The organism is Bradyrhizobium sp. ORS 111 (assembly GCF_045571485.1).
Taxonomy (GTDB): Bacteria; Pseudomonadota; Alphaproteobacteria; order Rhizobiales; family Xanthobacteraceae; genus Bradyrhizobium.
In genome coordinates, this window is sequence record NZ_CP120701.1 from 6,076,662 (window position 1) to 6,099,652 (window position 22,991).

At 57.2% G+C, this 22,991-nt stretch carries 20 protein-coding genes; 6 read left to right on the forward strand and 14 right to left on the reverse strand.

Annotated elements, in window-relative coordinates; genetic code table 11:
* Positions 1-31: 31 nt before the first annotated feature.
* From P6U30_RS27945 to galE, 4 genes are all read right to left on the reverse strand, one after another.
* Positions 32-784, reverse strand: coding sequence for an ABC transporter ATP-binding protein (locus P6U30_RS27945; RefSeq protein WP_407166066.1), 753 nt, complete (start codon positions 782-784; stop codon positions 32-34).
* Positions 785-790: 6 nt separating this feature from the next.
* Positions 791-1,621 (reverse strand): ABC transporter permease, encoded by an 831-nt coding sequence (locus P6U30_RS27950; RefSeq protein ID WP_407166067.1) that lies wholly within the window; start codon positions 1,619-1,621, stop codon positions 791-793.
* A gap of 1,316 nt (positions 1,622-2,937) precedes the next feature.
* Positions 2,938-4,005, reverse strand: a complete 1,068-nt coding sequence (locus tag P6U30_RS27955; protein ID WP_407166068.1) for a glycosyltransferase family 4 protein — start codon at positions 4,003-4,005, stop codon at positions 2,938-2,940.
* 114 nt (positions 4,006-4,119) lie between these two features.
* Complete coding sequence (gene galE, locus P6U30_RS27960) at positions 4,120-5,124, reverse strand: UDP-glucose 4-epimerase GalE (RefSeq protein WP_407166069.1); 1,005 nt, start codon at positions 5,122-5,124, stop codon at positions 4,120-4,122.
* A gap of 162 nt (positions 5,125-5,286) precedes the next feature.
* Between galE and P6U30_RS27965 the strand changes: the two genes are divergently transcribed.
* Positions 5,287-5,598: a hypothetical protein gene (locus P6U30_RS27965; RefSeq protein WP_407166070.1), complete on the forward strand. Its 312-nt coding sequence runs from the start codon at positions 5,287-5,289 to the stop codon at positions 5,596-5,598.
* 22 nt (positions 5,599-5,620) lie between these two features.
* On the opposite strand, the gene P6U30_RS27970 is transcribed toward P6U30_RS27965, so the two are convergent.
* The 3 genes from P6U30_RS27970 to P6U30_RS27980 form a co-directional block, all read right to left on the reverse strand.
* Positions 5,621-6,742, reverse strand: a complete 1,122-nt coding sequence (locus P6U30_RS27970) for a glycosyltransferase (protein ID WP_407166071.1) — start codon at positions 6,740-6,742, stop codon at positions 5,621-5,623.
* Between the two features lie 118 nt (positions 6,743-6,860).
* Positions 6,861-8,324 (reverse strand): coproporphyrinogen-III oxidase family protein, encoded by a 1,464-nt coding sequence (locus P6U30_RS27975; protein ID WP_407166072.1) that lies wholly within the window; start codon positions 8,322-8,324, stop codon positions 6,861-6,863.
* A gap of 47 nt (positions 8,325-8,371) precedes the next feature.
* Positions 8,372-9,592, reverse strand: coding sequence for a radical SAM protein (locus P6U30_RS27980; protein WP_407166073.1), 1,221 nt, complete (start codon positions 9,590-9,592; stop codon positions 8,372-8,374).
* Between the two features lie 153 nt (positions 9,593-9,745).
* Between P6U30_RS27980 and P6U30_RS27985 the strand changes: the two genes are divergently transcribed.
* The 3 genes from P6U30_RS27985 to P6U30_RS27995 are packed head-to-tail and all read left to right on the forward strand — an operon-like array spanning position 9,746 to position 13,045.
* A complete protein-coding gene (locus tag P6U30_RS27985) occupies positions 9,746-10,765 on the forward strand; it encodes an amino acid ABC transporter substrate-binding protein (protein WP_407166074.1) in 1,020 nt (339 codons plus the stop codon).
* An 8-nt stretch (positions 10,766-10,773) separates the two neighbouring features.
* Complete coding sequence (locus tag P6U30_RS27990; protein WP_407166075.1) at positions 10,774-11,904, forward strand: ABC transporter permease subunit; 1,131 nt, start codon at positions 10,774-10,776, stop codon at positions 11,902-11,904.
* Between the two features lie 52 nt (positions 11,905-11,956).
* Entirely contained in the window at positions 11,957-13,045 is a 1,089-nt protein-coding gene (locus tag P6U30_RS27995) for an amino acid ABC transporter permease (RefSeq protein WP_407166076.1), read from the forward strand.
* Here P6U30_RS27995 and P6U30_RS28000 read toward each other — a convergent pair.
* The 6 genes from P6U30_RS28000 to P6U30_RS28025 all read right to left on the reverse strand — a co-directional run bounded on the left by P6U30_RS28000 (position 13,011) and on the right by P6U30_RS28025 (position 20,354).
* Positions 13,011-14,087: an efflux RND transporter periplasmic adaptor subunit gene (locus tag P6U30_RS28000; RefSeq protein WP_407166077.1), complete on the reverse strand. Its 1,077-nt coding sequence runs from the start codon at positions 14,085-14,087 to the stop codon at positions 13,011-13,013. The two genes, P6U30_RS27995 and P6U30_RS28000, sit on opposite strands and share 35 nt — an antisense overlap.
* 131 nt (positions 14,088-14,218) lie before the next feature.
* A complete protein-coding gene (locus tag P6U30_RS28005; protein ID WP_407166078.1) occupies positions 14,219-16,591 on the reverse strand; it encodes an ABC transporter permease in 2,373 nt (790 codons plus the stop codon).
* A 7-nt stretch (positions 16,592-16,598) separates the two neighbouring features.
* Entirely contained in the window at positions 16,599-17,333 is a 735-nt protein-coding gene (locus P6U30_RS28010) for an ABC transporter ATP-binding protein (protein WP_280978376.1), read from the reverse strand.
* Positions 17,334-17,346: 13 nt separating this feature from the next.
* The gene (locus P6U30_RS28015; protein ID WP_407166079.1) at positions 17,347-18,231 is read right to left on the reverse strand and encodes a DMT family transporter; all 885 of its coding nucleotides are present in this window, start codon (positions 18,229-18,231) and stop codon (positions 17,347-17,349) included.
* An 18-nt stretch (positions 18,232-18,249) separates the two neighbouring features.
* On the reverse strand, positions 18,250-19,521 hold the full coding sequence (locus tag P6U30_RS28020) for a class I SAM-dependent methyltransferase (protein ID WP_407166080.1): 1,272 nt from the start codon (positions 19,519-19,521) through the stop codon (positions 18,250-18,252).
* A gap of 83 nt (positions 19,522-19,604) precedes the next feature.
* Positions 19,605-20,354: a hypothetical protein gene (locus P6U30_RS28025; RefSeq protein WP_407166081.1), complete on the reverse strand. Its 750-nt coding sequence runs from the start codon at positions 20,352-20,354 to the stop codon at positions 19,605-19,607.
* A 382-nt stretch (positions 20,355-20,736) separates the two neighbouring features.
* Between P6U30_RS28025 and P6U30_RS28030 the strand changes: the two genes are divergently transcribed.
* Both P6U30_RS28030 and P6U30_RS28035 read left to right on the forward strand, forming a co-directional pair.
* Positions 20,737-21,336: a hypothetical protein gene (locus P6U30_RS28030; protein ID WP_407166082.1), complete on the forward strand. Its 600-nt coding sequence runs from the start codon at positions 20,737-20,739 to the stop codon at positions 21,334-21,336.
* 38 nt (positions 21,337-21,374) lie between these two features.
* A complete protein-coding gene (locus P6U30_RS28035; RefSeq protein ID WP_407166083.1) occupies positions 21,375-22,487 on the forward strand; it encodes a glycosyltransferase family 4 protein in 1,113 nt (370 codons plus the stop codon).
* 80 nt (positions 22,488-22,567) lie between these two features.
* On the opposite strand, the gene P6U30_RS28040 is transcribed toward P6U30_RS28035, so the two are convergent.
* Positions 22,568-22,801, reverse strand: a complete 234-nt coding sequence (locus tag P6U30_RS28040) for a hypothetical protein (RefSeq protein WP_280978606.1) — start codon at positions 22,799-22,801, stop codon at positions 22,568-22,570.
* Between the last annotated feature and the right edge of the window lie 190 nt (positions 22,802-22,991).

The following is a 22,991-nucleotide window of genomic DNA, read 5'->3' on the forward strand; positions in this document are numbered from 1 at the left end:
GCGTGAGGCCCGCACTGCTTTTGCCGCACGATCAACCCGCGCCATTCTTGCCATGGTAGATTGAGAGAATTTCATCGACGGGCCCCACCCCTCTGACCTCACCTTCGGACAGAAGAACAGCTTTGTTGCACAGCTGCTGAATCAAATAGTCGGCATGCGTCGCAATGACCAGAATTTTGGCTCGATCAACCATCTCAGTCATTCGCTTCTGAGCCCGCTCAATGAAGCTTGCGTCGCTCACCCAAATCCATTCGTCCATTAGGAGGATTTCAGGGCTAACGCACGTCGCAACTGAGAAAGCCAGCCTTAGCATCATTCCGCTTGAAAATGTCCGCATCGGCCGATCCAGCTGATCATGGGTCAGACCGCTGAAAGCAACAATATCTTCAGTTCTGGCCCGGATTTCGTCGGGGGTAAGACCGAGAAACAAGCCGCGAAGCATTACGTTGTCCCACCCGGTCGCTTCCCCGTTCATGCCCAGGTACACGTCAAACAGCGTGGAGGTAAAACCGATGCGTTGCACATTGCCGCGAGTCGGCGACATCGCACCCGCAAGCACTCGTAGCATTGTTGTCTTGCCTGCTCCGTTGCCTCCAATAAGGCCAACGCGGTCCCCGTCATCAAACCTGAGATTTATGTCCTTGAGCGCTCCGACACAGGTGACATCTCCTTTCGGACGACGCCCGTTCATTGCAAAGCGGAGCAACGCGTTCTTCAATGATCGATGCCCATAAATTGGATACTCGAGCCATACGCGGTTCAGTTCTATCGAGACGGCACCCATCTTACGTCATACCCAAAACGGCACTCGCGAACGTCGCAAGTGATAAAAGAGACTTGTAACGAGGATCCCACCCGTCGTGATGACGAGAACGACTATCCAGGTTGAGATGGGAGGAGCCTGCCCCAATAGCGGTCCACGCAGAATTTCAAGAAAGTAATAGAAGGGATTGAAGAGAACGACCGCCTTATGGTTGATCAGATCGGAACGCCAAATTACCGGGGTGGCAAGGAATGCAACTTGCAGCACACTGGCCACGATCTGCGGCAAATCACGGAAACGTGCCGAGAGCATACCCAGAAGTGTTGCGCACCATGCAGCATTGAGGAGAAGCAAGAAGAGACCCGGAAGAGCGGCCAGCACGCTCCATCCGACGTGGACAGGAAAGATCAACAAAATGGCAACATAAATTACGAGGTTATGGGCAAAGATAACCAGATTGCGACATACGACCCGCAGCGGAAACATCAGCAGCGGAACGTTCATTTGCCTGATGATCCATTCGCCTTCAATGAAGGTCTGGCATCCTTCCGAAATGCAAGCCTGCATCAAGCCCCATACGAGCAATCCGGCCGTCAGATACGGCATAAAGTCAATGAGGCCAATTCCGAACAGATCACCGTAAACGCCACCCAGCGCAGCTACCGTGAAGCCCATACTCAAGGTCAGCCAGAACGGACCAATGATTGAACGCCGATATCGGAGTAGAACATCCTGCCAGGCGAGGCGGCTCCACAACGGCCATCGGCTAACGGCCTCTCGAAGGTCGCCAACAGTTCCGCGCGCATCGTTGACGTCTGACCGCCAGACTCGATGACGGGCTCGCTGCTCACCACGCAAGCTAACCTCGTTAAGATACGCGCTTACCACCCGCCACCCCTCATGTTGGACATTGCAGCTGCCATCAAAAACGCCGGATATATTTAGCGTCGTAATCTACCTGATGAGACATTCTCAACCAGGACCTCCAACGCGAAATATCGCGCCCGCATCCGCCGTTCGGTTAAGGTTGCAGAAAACTGGATCTCGCTCTGGAGGAGAGCACGTGGCACCCGACAATCCCCCTTGCCCGTGGCCGGCCACTCTCTAGCAGAGCCCCTCAGCGTGCTCAACCCTGCATCGGCGCTGGCGCTCTTGCGCCTTGCATCGTCGGCTGATCCGCCATCCCATATCACGGATCACCCTCGATTGGCGCGCCCGATCGACGTTGAACTAACGTCGCTGAATATGAGACGACGCTGTGGTTTGTGAATCAGTTGGATGATGACCGAGCGGCTCTTGCGGACGCCTATATAAACCGCATCTTGGAGTCGGAGAACCATGACTCTTTGTACGCAGCGTACGATCCGCAATGACCGTGACCACGATCAGACGCGGTGGTAACTGGCGTTCGTCTCTGAGTTTTCATTTGGCCATCATGGAATCTTTTAGAGGACCAAATCATGCCTTTTGCTATCAATGCGGCCGGACCCGCTGGGGCATTTGCATTTCCACCTGCAAGCGCGCAAGACGCTTTTAATAGAATCCTAAAACTTGAGGCCCAGGGTTTCAAAAGCATCGTCATAAAGGACGAGCACGGCAGGGTCATCAGTCGCGATCAACTGGAAGCGCTCAGCCGACAGACTCCTCCAGCGTGAGGCAACGTCTGTCGACGGAGCGGCTGGCCAATTGCCCTGAACGCTTAGAGATTGCCGTCAGCGCGACGAGCGGTTGAAATTCTCCGCTTGTTTCGACTGTACGCATAAGCACAGAGCCATGCTGAAAGCACGGGCGGAAGTGCGGCCGTGCCGGCAATTAGCCAATGGGTGGATACATTGTGCAAGAAGCGCTTGTCGAAGTCCTCCCAACAGGGAGTCCATGCATCGCCTTGCGCCTGGAAGACCCGAGCATATGCTACCAAGCACGCGTCGATCTGAGCGTTCGTGAGCTGGGCTGCTCTTCTAACTGCCCACCCGTTGGCAAAACAACCGGCCAAGACCATCCACGCGGCGGATAGAGCGAACGCGACCCTCATGGCTTTTTCATCCTGTTCCAGCCCCCCGACATAACCTCGGTGATCCGAAGGAGCACCAACTACGTTCGGCGATCTCGGCCGCTGCTCTCTTCATCCTTCCGCGAGCGCCAGCTTTGAGGAAGAGGCGCCGCCGTGCAACGGGTCATCGAGGTGGCATCTCGCGAATGGCGCGCGATGCTGCCAAAATGGCATCTACTGCACGAGAAGTGCTGAACGCGTCTGCCGCGGAAGCTAGCGCTCCTGACGAGCACCGCGCGTAAAGATCTTCGTCTGAAATTAGTTTGGCGATCGATTCGGCAACGGCTTCGGGCGTCACGGCGCGTGCTAGCAATCCATTGTGGCCTGAGAGAACCTGCTCGGTAATGCCTCCAACAGGCGTCGCCACAGCAGGTAGTCCTGCGGCGAACCCGGACATGAGCACGCCCGACTGGCTTGCCTCAATGTAAGGCAGCACAAGGATATCCGCCTCCTCCAGTACGGAAGGGACATCCTCTTCCGGAACCCATCCTTGCTTGATGGTGACCGACGGATCGTCGGCCAGCCAAGCCAGGGCGGGAGACTCTCCCTGTCCGAGGATTTGCAAAGTAACGGAAAACTGCTGCTGCAGAAGCCTGTAGGCCTGAGAGAAGAGTTCGAGCCCCTTGTATTGACGAATGCGTCCAAAGAAAAGCAAACGCCAAGGGCGCGATTGCGGTGCTGTTCGAGGAACTCGCGGGCCCCGAAACTGCGGTGCCGGCAAGGGCATAAAGAATGTTCGCTCTGTGGGATAGTGATAGTGGCGGCGCATCGTCTCGGCGACGGCCTGGCTCATCACCACGATGCCGTCGGTTGCCCGAAGCTCGAGGTTGAAGTGGATGTGCCAAAACGGAAGGGGGTCACCAGGATGCGGCAGCGCGTCGTGAACCACCAATACTACCCGTCTCTTCTGCCGCCGAAGGGCCGAAAACACCAACGGACCGAACGGGTGACGCATAACCGCGAACACGACATCGACATCGTTTAGTCGAACGAACCGAAGAAACTCGCGCATCTGCCTGGACAGACGAACAAGCGCAGCAACCACTCCGAGTCGGCTTGAAAATGTGTCAACGTGATAACCACACGCAGATGCGGCTTCGCTCTCGGCGAAATTCTCCCCATCTCGAGAGAGGGACACCGTCAATCGGACATCGTCGCGTTTGGACAGGCAGCGAATGAGGTCCTGCGTCATCCGCACTGGAAATCCACGCCGCCCCCAATACCACAGCATGAGATTGATTGGATGCAACACCGCGGCTTAAGACTCCAGAGAAGCTTGTTGGTCGACTGCGAAGGCGTCAGCCAACTAGTGATACCCCATCGGGTTCTTTCTTTGCCATCTCCAGTGGTCTCTGCACATTGCATGGAGATCTCGCTCGGCCTTCCAGCCCAGTAAGACCTGAGCCTTTCGCGGATGCGAATAGCTGATTGCAACGTCCCCAGGACGACGGCTGCCGACAATAAACGGAATTTTTCGGCCCGAGATCTCCTCGAATGTCTTAATCACCTCAAGAACACTGTGACCGCGCCCAGCTCCGAGATTTACCTCAAGCAAGCCCGAACCAGTCGTATGCGCGACCGCCCGAACATGAGCCACAGCCAAGTCCACAACATGCAGGTAGTCCCTCACTCCCGTTCCATCAGGGGTCGGATAATCATCCCCCCACACGGTAACTCGTTCGTGTCGTCCGACCGCCGCCTGGGCAACAAAGGGAAGCAGATTGGCGGGAATGCCTGATGGATCATCTCCGATCATGCCGCTTTCATGAGCTCCGACCGGGTTGAAGTACCGCAGAATCGCAACGCCCCAGCGCGGATCAGCTTCGATCTGGGCGCGCAAGATATCTTCGACCAGCAATTTGGTCCGCCCATACGGATTGACGGGGATCAGAGGATGTTCTTCCGTCAGCGGCAGGAATTGTGGCTCGCCATAGACCGTGGCCGACGAACTGAATACAATCCGGCGGACGCCGCTGGCTTGCATCTCAGTGAACAGATTGACGGATCCGACCAGATTGGTCTGGTAATATGCGAGAGGATGCAGCATTGATTCCGCTACACTCTTCAGGCCTGCCAAGTGGATCACGCAGTCGATCGGATAACACTGAAAGACTTTCCCGAGAGTCGCACGATCACAGATGTCCCCTCGCACAAAGTTCAGCGAACCTCGCGCGATTTTCTCAACGCGCTGCAAGCCCTCGATGCTGCTGTTGATCAGGTTGTCGAGCACAACGACAGAGTAGCCAGCATTCAGCAACTCGAGGCACACGTGACATCCAATATAGCCGGCACCTCCAGTGACAAGAATCATCTCTTACTCATAGTTTAACGTATTGTGGAGCTGGGGCCGGAATCGCCCAACCAAAAGGATTAGATAACTTGAAGCAGCTTGCTTTTGTCTTTCTCATGGTCAACTTTATTTCAACATCCCCTATACCTCCGACATGTAAGGAAGCGAGCGAGTAGGCAAGCGATGGTACCTGAGGACGATCCACAGCTTCACGAATTTATTGACGACTGCTGCGAACTCAAGCTGCAGGCGGACGATGTCGAAAGCCTGCACCTCGACAGGCCGGATATTTTACTCGAACTACGGTCGGCGCAGGATGCATACGGTGTATTCTACGCCGCCAAGGGACGCGAATGGGACATCTGGTGCCACCCGGATGACTGGGACAATCCAGGCGGTGTCGCATTTGCGCGCAGACATCCTATCGATGCAGCTCGCCAACTCCTTAAGCGCAGCTGGCGTGCGGATTTCGGCTTTAGCGCTGACGAAGATTAAGACGAGCGCAGACTCACCGACGTCACGCGCTGCGCTCGGCGCTCAATGCCTCCCGGGATCGCCAAAGTGCGCTTGCTTGCAGAAAATACGCAGGGACAAGACGGGTTCGCCATCTGGAAAGGTCCGTGGCCGCCGCTATAAGTGCATCCATCCTCCTGCCGCTTCTAGCCAGCGAAATCTGATGCCGTACGCAGGCGAGCGCGAGTCTGTTGCGCAGGTAAGGCGAGCCGTGCGCTCCCGCCTTGGCGCAGGCCCGGTCGAGATATCGGGCGCCCGATCTGCGGTTCGTTCCGCCATTGTCTGCAAGCAAGCAGGCGGTCAAGCCCCTGACCTCGTCCACCGCGGCCGGGCCAGCTGGTCCGAATGCGGACCGCCAACTCCCGTATGATGTGATCGCCGCGAGGTGATCGACACCAGAGCGACTGAGGAGCCGGTGCCCAACGCTGGCGATCGCAGCCATCCTCGCCTGGCGCAGCTGGTTTCGGACGCTGACCTGCTCTGTGTGACTACGGTACAACAGGAACGGACCCGGCAAATTGTCAAGCTTGCTGACCCGACGCAATCGCAGCCAAAGTTCGTAGTCTTCCGCTCCATCAAACCCAACCCGGTATCCACCCAGCTTCCGAATTGCGGCCAGCCGCATCATCACCGTGGGGTGAATGATGGCACAGCTGACATCCAGAGCTCGGTATAGACGCGCACTGCCCACTGGGGTGCGCAACCTGCGCACCACCTTCCCATCCTCATCAATCAGCATCGCTTGAGTTCCTAAGGCGGCGACGTCGGGATGCCTTCGTAGGAAGGCCAATTGAGCGGCAAAACGGTTCGGCAGGGATATGTCGTCGGCATCCATCCGCGCGACGAACTCCCCGCACGCCTCGCGCAAGCCAGTATTTAGGGCTGCGACGATGCCACGCCCGCTGTTGCGCAGAATGCGGATATTGCGTGCGGTCGAGTTCAATTCACGGATGACGGTCTCAGCATGATGCGTCAATCCATCATCGACGCAGATAATCTCCAGGCGCGTTTCGCACTGCCGATACACGCTTTTGAGTGCGTCTTCGAGAAACCGGCCATCTCCCCGCACCGGCATCACTACAGACACCGTTGGCAACGCGTCACGCCTTCTCGGGGCTAATTCCACCTCACATTCTCCCTGGGCCGTGCCTACCGAGGTGACAGCGTAGCGCCTGAACCCTGGCCGCATCACGAACAAAAGCGGCCGATGACATGCCCGCCGTGTCACTTCGGGATGCGTCGACCTACACTGCCGCTTCAAGCTGCGAGCCGAAGATCTCTGCGTGGTTGAGAGGATGAAGAGGACCCGGCGCATAGTCGTCCGGCGCAAATGGCAGATGATGCGGCTCGAAGAACTGCTGCACGATCTCATCGGCAAAGAAGCAGCCCAGCGTAGTGAGTGTCAGCCCCCATTTGGTATTCGCAACGAGTCCTTCCTCCTTGAGCAGATTGAACTTGTCCGCAAATACGCCGTCCAGCTCGCGGCCGGTCACCCGTCTGAAGTCACGTTCCCGGATCGTGCGATTTTTGAGCGGAAGAATCACGGCCCAACGGATCAGATCTTCCTTGCTCCTGACCAGCCCGCGATTGACGGGCAGCTGCCCGGACTCGATCTTCGCGTAATATTCGTCGAAGTCCGCCGTGTTGAGCACGAAGCGGTCGCGCAGGCTGCTGAATGCGCTCAGTCCGAATCCTACTTCATCGACCAGGCGGCAGCACTGATTGTGCGCATAATGCGAGTAGTGCTCCGGATGACGCGTGAAAACGCGACGAAGGATCTGCTCGCGATAACCATGCCGCGCGAGAATTTCGATCGCCAGCTGCTTCATGACGATGGCGTCCTCGTTGGTCGGCACTGGCTGACGCTTCTTCTCGAGCACCTGCTTGATCGGACCTTGATAGTCGCCATAGGCCTCGACCTTTAGTCGATATAGTTGAATTTCCTCTACATCGAGCTGGCACGCCTCTTCTACCACCTCCGCCCAATTCTCGAGCGTTTGTCCCGGATAGCCGAAGATAAATTCAATATTCACCTGGAAGCCGGCCTTCTTCGTCGCCTCGATGGCTAACAACGCCTCCTCACGCCCGTGATGGCGATTCATGAGGCGAAGGACTTCGGGATTGAGCGACTGAATGCCAATCGTCAGCCGATGCACACCGTAGTCCCGCATCATGCTGAGGCGTTCGGCTCCGTCGGGACCGATGAGCGTATTGGGATCCACGTCGTAGCTGAACTGCGTGCTCGACGAGAGATCAACGCGCTTGTTGAATGAATCGAGGAATCGTCTGAGCTGCGCGGGAGTGAGGAAAGTCGGCGTACCTCCGCCGACCAGGATCGAGCGAGGCTTGATCCGATCCACGCCCAGCCTACGGAGATAGAGATCCATCTCCTTCTCGAGCGCGGTGAGATAGCGGTCTTTCTCCTCGATCATCTTCGGACCGAGCTTCAGCGGATAGTGACAGAATGTACAGCGTGTCTTGCAGAAGGGGATGTGCGCATACACGTCCAGCCGCCCGTCATCGGGCATGACATAGTCGGCGAACATCTCATCTTCAGTGATCGGCGCATATTTCGTTATCGGTGGGTAGTGCACGCCGCTCGGTGAAAAATCCGCGCCCTTTGCCACGATTCCCAGATCTCGCAAGCGATTAAGATCGTCTAAACGGTTGCGCGAACGCGCAATGAGCTCATTCAATCCTGCAATCATGACTTTCCTCACCTCTATAATCGCGACGCAGCGGGAGACTGACCGTATCAGCTCGCGCGACCACTCATGTCACCTTGCATGCGCCTTGATGCAGCGCCGTTCGCACTTCGTGCAATTCCAGACTCCGCGAACATCGTCCGAGGCTTTAAATCAAGGGGCAAGCCGGTCTGTTGAGACACCAACCGTGCTTTTTCGTATCGGACAAGATATCCATCCTGCCGCTTTTCCGCGCCGCGCGCGTATAGCCCATACTGATCTTCAATCTCGGACGGCGTAAACTGAACTGTAATTCCGTTGGCGCCGGCATCGATTCCCAGTGCCTGTCCTGACTTTCGCAACCCCTCGGGTCGCAACAATTGCGGACTGTCCAGATTGCTGGTTGATGGGATTCGCGCAAACGGGAAACAATGGCGCAAAAGCGCAAGGAAGCGCAGGGTCCGTTCAAATAACCCCGTTTCCGTGACCTGCAGCTCTGGCGGCAAATCGTGAGAGGAGGTGAAGGGAGCCGAGCTGGCCATTCGAGAGCTATCGATTCGTCCAAGGAACAGAAGATCGCGAGCCGCGTCTTCGATCGTCTGCCCCGGCAGGCCCATAATATTTCCCGACCCGATGTACATGCCGGATTGACGCGCGAGCAGCATGTGATGGACGCGCTTCGCAAGTGGCTCCTCACGCAGCTTCAAGTGCAATTCGGGGTTCGCCGTCTCATGCTTGATCAGATAGCCGCTTGCGCCAGCGGCGCGAAGCCGCTCGTAAACATCCAAGCGGTGGCTTCCGAGGTTCAGAATGATGTGCCAGTCTGAATGTCGAGCAAGAATCCGATGGAGAGCATCCAGCACCGGCTCGATGATGGTCGTATCCTCACCTGATTGCAGGAACAGCTGCCGGAATCCAAGCGCGTAGGCAGCCTCGCTGGCTTCAACGATCTTGTCCGCACTTGCCTTGGTCGTCGGAAGCTCATGCGAGTTGTCGCGGCGCATCGGACAGAACCCGCAATTGACACGGCACCTGTTGCTCAGGTCGACGACCGCTCGAAGATCAATTTTCGCGCCGACATGACGGTCGCGAATTTGTCTAGCGGAGAAGAATAGCTCCTCATCGAAGCGACCATCAGATGTCAAAATAGCTGAAATAATCCGTACCGCATCGCTCTCGATCGACACGGTCTCCGGAGTCGGCACCATCAGTGGGTTCTGATCACATCCCTCGGCTTGCCACCGAATGATTAGCGTCGACCAACTGCTTCGAAATTCGTCGAGAAGATGCATTAGCACCTGTCCATCAATACAGATGACGCCCTATCAAATGAGTCTTTTCAGCACAAGATTGGTGTGGCGATCGGTACGTTACGTACTAATTTTATGGTTCAATTGTTCTGGCCGGCCGTGGTTAACACGAGGCTGGTGTGGCGAAGGTGCATTATGGTTCAGTTCTTTTGGTTGGCCGTGGTGTTTGCATTGTCTGGTCTTGCAGGAACAGCCGCGGCTCAACAAACGCTGGATCAGGTTCACAAGCGCGGCCGGCTAGAATGCGGGGTTTCGCCTATCGCACCCGGCTTTTCATACCTTGACAGCCAGGGCCGCCGGCGCGGGTTTGATGTCGACCTCTGCCGAGCTGTCGCGGCGGCGATTTTTGCCGACGACACCAAGGTGGATTTCGTGCCGCTCGACACGAACATCCGATACGAGGCGCTGCGATCGACGCGGGTTGACGTGCTGGTCGCGCAAGCAACCTGGACCTTTACCCGAGATACGCGGCTCGGCTTGGATTTCGGACCCGTCGTGTTTCATGATGGTCAGGGCATCATGGCACGATCAGATTTGGCCGCTGCAGATGATATCAATGCCCTCGCTGGCGCGGCAGTTTGCCTCCTCCCTGGGACGACGAGCGAGCAAAATCTCGAAGATTACTTACGGACCCGATCCCTCAAATACGAGCCGGTCGTCTTCCAAAACGCCGACGAGTGGAGAAATGCTTTCCTGTCGGGCCGCTGCGATGCAGTGTCGGCCGACAGGTCCATTCTGGTATCGGTGCGTGCAATGGCGAATGAACCTGAGAAGTTCGCAATTCTGAGCAAAACGATTTCGAAGGAGCCCTTGGCCCCCGTCGTTCGAGCGAACGATTCAAGCTGGCGCGACATTATCAGCTGGGTCGTGTTTGCCCTACTCGCAGCCGAGGAGAAAGGCATCACCACCGAGAACCTGCAGGATCATGCTCACAGCTCTGATCCAGAAACCCGTCGACTGCTCGGCGAGACCGGCACTTTTGGATCGATGTTGTCCCTGTCCGACCGATGGGCCTTCAATGTTCTCAGACTGGTCGGCAACTACGGTCAGATTTTTGATCGTCATTTTGGGCCGGGCTCCACAATGCCTCTGCCACGGGGTCCCAACAAGCTGACGCGAGATGGCGGCTACCTCTATGCACCGCCGTTCCGGTAAGGCAGATCGTGGCTAATACCTCGCCGGCGGCAGCACCACGCAATTGCACCCGGCGACAAGCCTTCGTCAGACGTGCACTGCTGGTACCGGCGGGCCTTTTATGTGTCTGGCTGATCTGGACGAGGATCCCGACGCGGGCTCCATTTGATGACTTGTCCTTCCTGGGTACGCAAGCGGGTTTTCTGATCGGACAATCGCTTATCGAATACCGGCCCACCGATACCATCGCGTGGGCGCTGACCGTGGGCCTCACAAATACATTGCTGGTATCTGCGCTAAGCCTCATGGCGGCGACTGTCCTGGGGTTCTTGGCAGGCGTGGCTCAAATGTCAGACAATCCCGCAATTCGGTTGCTGGCCACTTCTTACGTCGGATTGCTCCGCAGCGTACCTCTCCTGTTGTGGTTGTTTTTCTGGTACTCACTCTTGCTAGTGCAGCTCCCTCCTGCACGGAGCGCCGTAGAACTGCTGCCTCACCTTTTCCTCAGCAACGAGGGAATTTCGTTTCCCTCGATCAACTCTGGCTGGGGCCTCGCAATGCTTGCCGCGGGGATGAGCAGCATCGTGCTGGCCTTGGCGATTCGACGCGTCGCAGCGGCTCCTGCTTCGGCGAAACGACTGCTCGTCGCAATCGGCATTGCCGCAGTTCTCACGGCGTGTTTCCAGCCGGATTTCACAGTCGTTTTTCCAACCAAAACCAAGTTTCGGATCGAGGGTGGCCTGCGAGTGACAACGGAATTCGCCGCGCTGCTGCTCGGCCTATCGCTATCTGCTTCTTCTGCCATCGCAGAAATTGTTCGGGCAGGATTTCGAGCCGTTCCGCCGGGGCAGGTGGACGCCTCACGAGCGCTCGGCCTCAGCTGGGTCCAGAGCATGCGGCTCGTGATTCTACCGCAGGCGATTAAGGCGATCACGCCGCCCCTAACGAACACTTATGCAAGCTTAGCGAAGGCCTCGTCGCTAGCCGTTGCTATCGGCTTTCCCGATCTCGTCATGGTCGCAAACACGATCATCAACCAGACCGGGCGGGCGCTCGAATGCACGGCCATCTATACGTTGAGCTATCTTCTGATCTCCCTTGGCATTTCATCACTAACGCAAAATCTAGTTGGGCAACGTGACTGGACCAGCCGGGTCTAATACCATGGATAGGTTGCGACCACTGCGGCCCTTTGCTCACCGGCCTGGCGCCATGACGAACTATTGGAAGACCCTGCTCGGATCGCCGTTCCGAGCGTCGTGCACAATTTTCGTTTGCTGGATCATTTGGACGCTCGCCGGCCTGGCGTTCGACTGGCTCGTACTTGACGCCACAACCTCGGGAGGACCTGAGACCTGCAAGGCGTCCAGAGGCGCATGCTGGCCCTTCATTGTTGAGAAAATTCGTTTCATGGTGTTTGGCGTCTATCCATTTGACCAGCAGTGGCGCGCGCTTACTGCCATGTCGATCTTCCTTGCCGGTTGCTGCATTTCCATGATGCCATGCTTCTGGGGGAGAAGGCTGCTTCTACTGATTCCGGCCGTGTTTGCAGCGGTCTTCATTCTCCTCCGCGGCGGGCTCTTGGGGCTCCCCTATGTTCCGGCCGAGCGGTGGAGCGGCCTGCCGCTCACGCTTCTGTTGTCGGTCGCAACCTTCAGCACCGCCCTACCGCTAGGCATCCTCCTCGCACTCGCGCGATGCTCAAGTATCCGCGTGGTGCAAACCGTGAGCACCGCATTGGTCGAATGCATCCGAGGCATTCCACTCATTTCACTTCTGTTTATGACTTCAGTCATGTCGCCGATGCTGATGCCTGGCTGGACTGCGAACAACGCCTTCTTGATGGCCCAGATTCCAATCACGATCTTCATTGCTGGATATATCGCGGAGACGGTCAGAGGCGGCCTGATTGCAATCCCGCTGACGCAAGTCGAGGCGGCCGCCTCACTCGGGCTAAACTACTGGCAAACGACGTTTCTCGTCGTCCTGCCGCAGGCCATCACGTCAGTCATCGGCCCGCTTGTGGCGTTGTTCATCGCGTTCTTTCAGGACACAACCCTGGTCGGAATGGTCGGACTGCTGGACTTCCTGTCGACGATCAGGTCCGCACTCCAGGACCCGAGATGGCAAGGCATCGCAACTGTTGAAGGATACCTCTTTGCCGGTTTCATCTACCTCACATTTTCAGTCGGACTGGGCATCTATGGCCGCTTCCTGGAACGGATTGTCGGTCGTGGCGGGAGCAAGGTCCGAGAGACCGAACCTACTATGAACGCAATTTCACCGGTACCCCCGCGGTGATGCGATCGCTTGGATGAAGAATCACCGTCTCGCCCTCTTTGACGCCGTCTAACACCTCCGCCTCAGCCTCGTTGAGATGACCGACCTCAACGTGGACCAGATTGGCCAGACCGCTTTTTACAACATAGCATGCCCATCTGTTCCCATCGCGGAAAAGCCCTCCAAGCGGGACCTTCAACACGCTTTCAGCGGTCCACACGACAATTTTGGCGCTGATGCGATACCCGGTACCGAGATGTTGCAACTGCTCCGGCGGATCAAGGAAGTCGAGGAGGACTCTAACCCTCTGCTCTTCAATTCCCAATGCGGAAATTTTGGTGAAGCCTGCCGGCTCCACCCGCCGCACCCTCGCGCTCAGCCTCTTACCGCCCCAGCCTTCCAGCGTGGCCGAGGCCCCCTCTTCAACCTTCACTGCATCTTCTGAGAGCATCTCGAGCATCACCTCAAGATTCGCAGTATCGCCGAGCTGGACGATCGGCATCCCCGGGCTGACGATCACCTCGCTCTCTTTCAGCACGTTGAGGACACGACCATTGATCGGCGACCGAACTTCAAGATTGGGGACCATGGTCGGCCCCTCGACTGCACCAGGTCCGGAGAGGGAGGCGCGAGCAAGTTCAACCTCCGACATGCGCTGCTTCACAACGTTTTCGGCCACTTGGACCGCCGCCTCCCGCATCTTCGCGTCGCGTTCAGTCTGCTGCAGACTCTTGTCCGCTACTGCGCCGATGCGTGAAAGCTCCCGGTTTCTCTCATTCTCGCGCTGAGCGAATTCATTGTCGGCCTTGGCGCGCGCAAGATCGGCCGTAGCGAGGTCTTGGGCAGCCTCTGCCGCATGCACCTTCGCCTCGAGCTCGGCATTGGAGCGAGAGTCATGGAGCTGAGGTTGAGGTGGTTCGATCGTGAAGATCACCGTCTGGTTGGCAACGACACGATCGCCCGCCTTCAAGGCAATGCGCAGCAGCTTTCCCGCAATGGGCGCCACCAGCTCGTACGGCTCCTTGACGCGCGTCTTTCCTTCCGCCGAAACGGTGACGATCATCTTTCCGCGCGATACTGGGGCGCCGTCGACCGAAATTGGATCCGGCGCGAACAGGATGGCTAGCAGCACAATACATACCGTCGCTGCAGCAACAGACACCAAGCCCCGGAGACGACGCGAACGCATTTTCTCTAGTCTCTCGTTTTTAGTATGCTGATAAGATCGAGTCCAAATACCCGCCGAACGACGACCAGACTGGAGAGAATGACCGTGGCCAGGACAGTCACAATTGTGTAGCCGAAGCTATTCCACTCGACCCATAAAGGCAGCCGGAACATCTCGTTCGACGCGCCGGCGGTGAGCTTCCAGCCCAGCCAATATCCTATGGCGGCTCCAAGGGGAACGGCAGCGAAAGTCAGTAGGGCGAGTTCTCCAAACAAGATGTAGGACACCTGCAGCCGGGAGAAGCCAAGCATCCGCATTGTGGCCAGCTCACGGCTTCGCTCGGCAAGCGAGATCCGGGCGTTATTGTAGACAATGCCGAAGGCAATGATAGCTGCGAACACGACGTTCAGAAGTGTCATCCGGGTTGTTTGCTGCATCATGCGGCGCATTGCCTGAAGCTGCGCCGTATGCGAGACCACGCCAGTCACAGAGGGAACATTCTTCAAGGCGTCGAACAGATTGTAAGCTTGGGTCGGATCGAGCCGCAGGTTGACGCCTGTGAGAACGTCACCGTCTGCCATGATCCGATTCAACTGATGGATGTTCATGTGTAGAACGAAGAAGGTAAGGCCGACATAACTTTCAGCCACCGCCACGATCGGAAGATGAACCAGCGGACGACGTCCTTCCAGAAACTGCACGTCCAGAAAATCGCCGACGCCAGCGCCTAGCCAGCTCGCCATCGAACTCGATACAACGATCCCGCTGCTGGGGATCGCCAGGGCTTCTAGATCTTTCAGGACCGGACGGCTCAGCTGGTTTACCGCCTCCTTGCCAATCACGGTGATCCTGCGTCTCCTCTTCCCGAAGCTGATGTTTGCAAGCGTTGCGCGGAACGGCTCGACGCGCAAAACCCCCGGTTCGTGCTCGATTGCAACGATAGACGCATAGCGCGGACGGACCTGTGCGAAGGCGACGGTCAGGTCTTGTCGTTCCGCCATGAAGAAATGCACCTGGACCATGTGCTTGGCGGAATCGAAGACCGCCATCGGCGCAATCAGGATTGCGGTTGCCAGCGCAATGCCAAGTGATGTCATCAGCGACCGAGCCGGCCAGCGAATGACGTGTCGCAATATCATGCGCGTTGGCTGATCGTTGATCAGGCGCAGGCCAAGCATTTCAAGAATTGTCCGCCTGTATACCGGCGGCGGCGGAGCACGCATCGCCACCGCCGGAGGCAGTCGTACCGCGCTATGGAGGCTTCCGAACGCTCCAATCACCGCAGCCGCCAGTTGGATTACGATTGCGGCGGCAAAAACCGTCGGCGTCAGCGAATACTCAAGGAAAGGAAAGTGATAGTTGGCGGCAAACAGCCGGGTAACGGCGCGGCCGAGCTGCGCGCCGCCGGCGAGCCCGGCGCAAATCCCGACTCCGACGATGACAAGGACTAGCTTCATGTAGTGCCACGCAATCGTACGGTTTCGGTAACCAAACGCCTTGAGCACGCCAATATGCTCGCGCTCAGTCTCGACATGACGCATCATCAGCATATGGAGCAGAAAGGCGACGACGCCGAGGAATAGCGGTGCGGCTATCTCGGTTGTCGTGCGCAACTGCTCAATGTCGCCGTTCAGCGTCGCATGTGAAACATGGTCCTTTCTGGCGTAGGCTCCGACCCCGCCGAAGCGCTGCAGCAGCCAATCCACCTTGTTGATGACATCGTCGATGGAGACAGTGGGCAGGACGGAAAGACTTACGTCGTTCGCCGCCTCACGCAGATCGAAAGCTGCCGCGAGCGCATCCCGATCCATCCACATGACACCGAATCGTCTGTCGTCCGGCACCATCGCGCCCGGCACGCCAAAGAAGATATATTCGGGAGAGAGAGCGGTCCCAACGAGTTTCAGCTCTTTTCTGTGACCCTTGATCGTCGCAGAGAAGTGAGAGCCCAGATGGAGACCATTTGCTTCCGCGAAGGGTTCGATCATCACAACTTCGTCGGCCGATCCGGGACGGACCAGTCGGCCTTTGCGGATATAGATGTTATTGAGCGTCGCCTCACCCTCCCGGGGCGCCGAGATCAGCAAGCTGTTGATCGGCTCGCGCATCCCCCCTACGTCCACGACGACGTTGAAGACGATGCGGGTGGTGACCTGCTTCACCCCGGGAATGCGGACCAGCTCGTTCGCTACGGATTCCGGCGCGCGCCGCACATTGGCAAAGATGTCGGCAAACTTGAAGCGCTCATAGTAAGCCGACTGCGTCTTCTCCAGCGACAGCAGCGTTCCGAGCAGAGTGATGAAGGCTGTCGTTCCCGCAGCGGTCACCAGCGCGATGGCCAGCGCCTGCCCGCGCATGCGCCAAAGATCGCGTATGAGCTTACGGTTGAGGCCTCTCATGACCCTATCACCACGACAGGTCCGAGGGCTGCTTTCTCCTGGCGTTCGTCCTGATATTCACGATGCAGCCGTCGGCAAAGTGCACCACCCGGTCCGCCATATCGCCGATGGCCGCGTTATGAGTAATCAGCACGGTCGTTGTCCCGACCGCCCGACTCGCGCGTTCGAGTGCTTCGAGAACCACTACACCGGTCTTGCTGTCCAGCGCGCCGGTTGGTTCGTCGCACAACAACACGTCGGGCCTCTTGGCGATCGCCCGTGCCACTGCGACGCGCTGCTGCTCACCGCCAGAAAGTTCAGCCGGAAAATGGTCCATCCGATGCGTTAGCCCCACCAGGCCGAGCGCTTCCGCCGCCGGGAGCGGCCTGCGTGCGATGTCGGTGGCCAGCATAACGTTCTCGCTCGCGGTGAGGCTTGGGATCAGGTTATAGAACTGGAAGACGAAACCAATTCGTTCCCTCCGGTACTCAGTGCGCTTCGACTCGGTAAATTGGGTCAGATCATCCCCGCGAAAGAAGATGTCCCCGCTGGTCGGGATGTCGAGGCCGCCAAGGATGTTCAAGAAGGTTGACTTGCCGCTTCCCGACGGCCCAAGCAGCACGATGAACTCCCCTTCGGTCAGTTCGAGATCGACCCCGCGCAACGCATGCACCTCGCCGGCCTCGGTCTGGTACGTCTTAACCAGCTTCCTGGCGACAAACGTCGATCCACGATCGTTTGGCGAGACCGCGTGCTCGACCACCTGCTTTCTCCCCTTACCCGGCCCAGGGCCGAAGCATGATAACGATACCAGACACTGCCAGGCAGCTCCCTGCCACAGCGATCGGCTTGATCGTCTCCCTCAAGAAGATCGCCGCGAGCGGGATCACAAATAGAGGTTCGGTTGATCCGAGCGTGTTGGCGATGGTGACATCCAGAGTCTTCATCGCAAATAGCGAAAGCCAGAACCCTCCGAAGGTGATGACCATGACCGAAAGCAGAAAAAACGCTGCGAACCTAGGATGGCAGAGTGGCTTAAGGGATAGAAAAGCCCCTTTCTGCGCAAGAACAAAAAACAATATTCCAACGGTCCCCGCGAACATCCTGACAAACGCGGCCTGCACGCTTTCCATTGTCGAAAGGGCCTCCTTGGCGATAATCGTCGCCAACGACATGCATATGACCGCACCCACGCCACAGGCTATGCCGATCATTCGCGAATTTGAGCCCTCTGAGATCTGAGCGCAAAGGACGAGAGCCACGCCAGCCACGATTGCAGCTATTCCCACCCAATCCAGTGAACTTGGCATCTCGTGAAGCCAGACCACCGCAAGCATTAGGGTGACGACCTGGCCGAGCGTAAGAAGCACCACAACGGCGTGCGCACCAAGGTTGTCGAGAGCCTTGAAGAATAAGGTGTCACCGACAGCGATGCCAAGAACACCACTGAGGATAAGCATCGACAGGCTCGATACATCCACGGGAGCAGACTGGAGATACAGGACTGACAGTCCGAGAATGACAGTGCCTACAGCACCTTTCGCCAAAGTCAGCGCGGCAGGCGGAAGCTGATCACCCAACTTCTTGAAGAGGATTGACCCCAATGCCCAGCTCGCAGCTGAGATAAGCGCCGCCGCTGCACCTATCAATCGTTGGTCCACGCTCGTCTCGTTTTGGTCCTAGGTGCGATGATGTCGCGCGTGAGCAGACTTCCGCTTCTTGGGCGGCGAGATCTTCTCTGTAGGCTTGGGCGTGGCGCTTTCCGCACCCGGGTTTTTTGGGTCTTGCGCCACCTGCGCCTTCTTGACCTTGAACACCAGCAGATAGCGCTGTGGAATGTACTGATCCTCTTTCACCAGCTCGAAGCCATAGTTCAGCATCTGACCTATGATCAGCTCCCTTGCAACATACGGCCCGTGATAGGGAAGCACGCCAGGAGGGACCAGGCCATTGTCGACCAGAAACAGTCGGCCGTTGTCCGTTAGAGACTCCTTGATGCTTGCGATGAAGCTGTCCCGTTCCGGCTTGGTCGACATCGCATACATGTTGTGATAGAGCGAGCAAAGAAAGATGGCATCGACCTTGGTCTGGATTCCGGCAAGTCCAACTGATTTGCCGTCTGTTTCCACCGTGAACACGTTGTTGACGGCCATCGCCTTTTTCGCCTGCTCGATATAGCGCAGGTGATCGGCATTCATTTCTATCGCGTAGACACGCCCTGCAGATCCTGCCAATTTGGCGAACCGGAACGAGAAGTACCCGGGCCCACTCCCTACGTCAGCAATCTTTTCGCCGGGCTTTACGTCGAGACGCTTCAGCAGCTCGCTGCTCCGCTCCCAGCTTTCGCGGCGCGGATTCTCGAACAGGATTGTGTCCTCGAGCCAGACCTTGCGGTCTTGGCCAGCCTTAGTCTCCTCGTCGCCGATTTCCCGCAGGCGATATTTTCGGAAAAGATATTCCTTCAGGACCGCAAAGTTGTCACCGCCATAAACGTGAAAAAAGAATGCAACCTGGGGATCGCGAAGAAAGCTCGGCCTCTTGGCGGGATCGGCCGCGATATAGTCGGCGAACCATTGGAGAGCCGAGTATTCGCCGCCATAGTTTTCCCGCGGGATGATCTGATCATAGATGCTGCTCGCCTTAACCGCGTCTTCATGAGCCTTGACCTCGTCAGGCTCCTCCAACGCATTCAGTAGCAGCGTGGCGGCCTGACGGCCTTCAGCCGTTATTGCAAAGGAGTCGTTACTTCCCACGTGCACGAGTGACACGTCGGAATTGATCGGCACGTTGATGGTGACGGTTTGTGTGGTCGAACCGACTTGTGGTGGCGGCGAAGGCGGCAGCGGACCTGGATCACCAACCTTCGGGCCAGCCTGAGCATGTGCCGGCCACGGCGAGGCGTACAACAGCACCAGAATGCTCAGGCCCACGAACACCGCTCGTCGATTCATTCAAGCTACTCCGAAAGAACAAGCTACGACTGACCGGCACCGGATAGCCGGGTCTATGGTGGGCCATAGCTTCTGTTGACACATTAATTGCACTCGGGGGGCATCGGAGCAGTCAGCTTAAGCTTTTTGCCAATCAACCGGGTGAACATATCCTTCTGGGTCGATTCCAGCAGCGCCAGGATCTGCTGATCGGCCTGGACCCGAATCGCTTCTACCCGTCGACGATTGTCGACCATCGTGGTGCAATAACTGGCACCCGGCGGCGCCGCGACAAATGCACGCTTCATTTGCGCTGAACGCGTCTCGCATGCCCGGCCGATTGCTTCCTGCTGGAAGCGGTTCAACTTGAGCTGCTCCGCAACGGCTTGATCGATCACGGCGAGGCAGGGCCCTTCCAGCTGCAGCATGATCTGCTGCAGGCGGCCTAGTTGGGCAGGAGTCAGTTCGCGAGCTATCATTCCGCGTGTGTCGCGCACGTGACGCTCGACCGCGGCACGCTGAGCTTCGGGGCTCACACCAGGCTTGGCGACCGAGAGCTCCTGAAGCGTTGTGCGAAAATTCCGAGAAGCACGATTGAGCCTAGCGATTTGATCTCTCGTCAGCCCCAGGTCAGCCTGGACTTCCTCGCTGTTCTCAAGGAGCTGGAACGGATCGGCACCCGGCATTTGGGATCCCGGAACGGGCATCGAGGAATCCGGCAGCCCGAATTCGGGCCTCGGCAAAATCTGTCGCGCGGGCGGACTCTGACCAAGCCGCTCCTGCGCAACGCACTCTACGCCGAACAGGAGGACACCACCAAGCAGCACTATTGTACGAAACGAACGAAGTTTCATTTGCGATAGAAATCCAAACTTGCGTCGCTGTGAGCGCACGCAAGCCAGCGCTATACAACATAGAGCAGCTTATCACTAGACCAGGCAGCACAACTGTACGAAACGAGCGAAGTTTTATTTGCGACGGAAATCAACACTTGCGTCGCCGTGTGCGCACGCAGCGCTAAACGACATTGAAGCCGCTTGTCTCTAGACCAGCTGAATGAAAGTGAGGTATTGGAGCGGAGGTGAAGACGTACAGTTTTGTGCAAGAGCCGCCGTCGGCTTTGATGGCTCTGTGTTGAGCGATTGATATGAATTCTCTGCCAGTGCCCATCGAAGGATTGATACCGTCGCGCGGTCGAGGTCGCTGACCGGTTCAAGCTAGGTTCGGAAAACTCTGATGAAATGCGGACTTCAAATCCTGCTGCTTTCCTTTTCGATCTCTTGCGTACACTTGCCGGCGGCCGCGGAGGAGCAGCTTGTCTTGCGCGGAGCTATCGAAAAGCAAAATGGGCCAGTCTTCGTCCTGAAGACACACTACGGTGCGCAAGCGAAGTTTACGCTCGGCGTTTCCTCCCAACTCGTCGCGGTCGAGCCAGGGTCATTTGAAATCATCAAGCCCGGAACGATGCTACGGGTCGTTGAAAGTGCGAGTGGATCACGAGGTCTCTCAGAACTGCAGGTGCTTTCGCAAGCCGTGCAAAAGGCAGTCCAAAGTCGTTCCGGCGGTCTTCTTTGGTCTGACAGCAGCAACATTGGGATCGTGAGCGATGTAAGCTCATCGGCAGACGGCTACAGGATCTCCATCAAAGACGGCTCACATGAAAGGAGCATTCTGGCACCCACCCGTACGCCGGTGGTGATGTTCGATCACGGAAAGACTGCTGACGTGAACGTCGGAACCGCGGTGGTCGCAGCGGACGGGAAAAAAAAGCCTGAGGGTCTCGTTGAGATCGACCTCCTAATCTACGGCCGCGATGGTGCAGTCCCCAATTTGTGACCAACTGTCCGCGGCCCCCTCCCCGCTCGAGTGATCGATTGAGAAAGCTGCTCTTCCTTGCGAGCGAGGATTGGTTCTTCGCCCGTCATTTTCTGCCAATGGCTCGCAAGGTCCGTACTGTTGGCTTCGAAGTCGCAGTAGCGGCCCGCATAACGGATCACGGGACCGAAATTGCAAATGAAGGACTACGCGTAGTCCCTATCGATTTCAACCGAGGACACTTCCAATCTCTGGTGCCACTACATGCTGTCAAGCAGTTGATCCAGACTATTCGACAAGAGAGACCCGATGTCATTCATTGTATCGGGCTCCCTCTTGTCGTCCTTGGGGGCATAGCAGCAAGGCTTGCCGGCGTTAAAGCGCTGGTGTTGGCTCCGACCGGATTAGGGCATCTCTGGACCGCTGATAGTAAGCGCGCAACACTTCTTCGACCATTCGTTAGAGTCTTGGTAGGACGCACCCTAAATGGCAAGACCACGCACTACGTCTTTGAAAACCATGAGGACCACAAAGAGTTCGGCCTTACGGCCAGGAATTCGAGCCTTACGTTTGTTAGTGGAGCTGGCACAGACCCGACGGTGTTTTGTTGGACTGACGAGCCTTCGTCTCCTCCGGTCAAGGTGGCCGTCGTTAGCCGAATGCTTCGCAGCAAAGGCATTGTCGAGACCGTCCAGGCAGTCAGATTGGCGATTTCGCGGGGAGTCAATCTGGAGCTTCATCTCTTTGGCGCACCGGACCCTTCGAATCCAACAAGCTTATCGACCGAAGAGCTTCAGCAACTCTCAAGCGTCGATGGCGTCTGGTGGCACGGCTACTCCACTGACATTCCTGGGGTCTGGCGCGATCACCATATCGCGATGTTGCTCTCACATCGGGAAGGGCTTCCCAACAGCCTCGTTGAAGCGGCCGCTTGCGGGAGACCGATCGTTACCTGCGACGTTGTGGGCTGCCGCGAAGTCGTTCGCAACGGTGTCGACGGATTCTTGGTTTCGAAGAACGAAATCACGGAAGCGGCGGATAGACTCGCTGAACTTGCAAGAAGCAGTGAACTCCGGAGGCGAATGGGGGCTGAGGCCCGCGGCCGCTTTCTGAATGAGTTTACGGTCGAAAAAGTAAGCGAAACGATTGCATCGCTGTACCGGAAGCTGTAGCAGCCCGTTTCAGCTGAGGCTGAGGCAGACCTATGCTTGGCCCGATCAAGGCCGACCCACGAGGGCACAACCTCGCTTCTTCAAGGCCTTCCGCTTCGGTTCCAGGACTCGCCAGCATCCGTTATGCCGATTGCGCCGTTAGCTGCCACTGAAACGAAGCCCTGGGTTACCAACTCGTCAACAGATTGATTTTTTTCACTCCCATCTTCAAAGAGGTAGAACAAGCGGCTCGCGGCGAGATACTCGCCCGCGCGATAGCTTTCGGTTCGGAGATGATCCATTATCTTTCGAGCACCTTCACTCAATTCTACCATCGAGGCCCCATCTGCAAACTACGTTCTAAATTTGAAAGACTAACTTCGATGCTTACACCAAACGACGTCCACCTTCCACGTTTTCCCGCATCAGACTCGCTTCCAGGGTTTAAATTGCGTTTGTTGGGCGTCGCCGGCTTGTATGCTAGGTCTTTGCTTCATTCGCCGGGCGTCCCAGTCTAATTTGCCA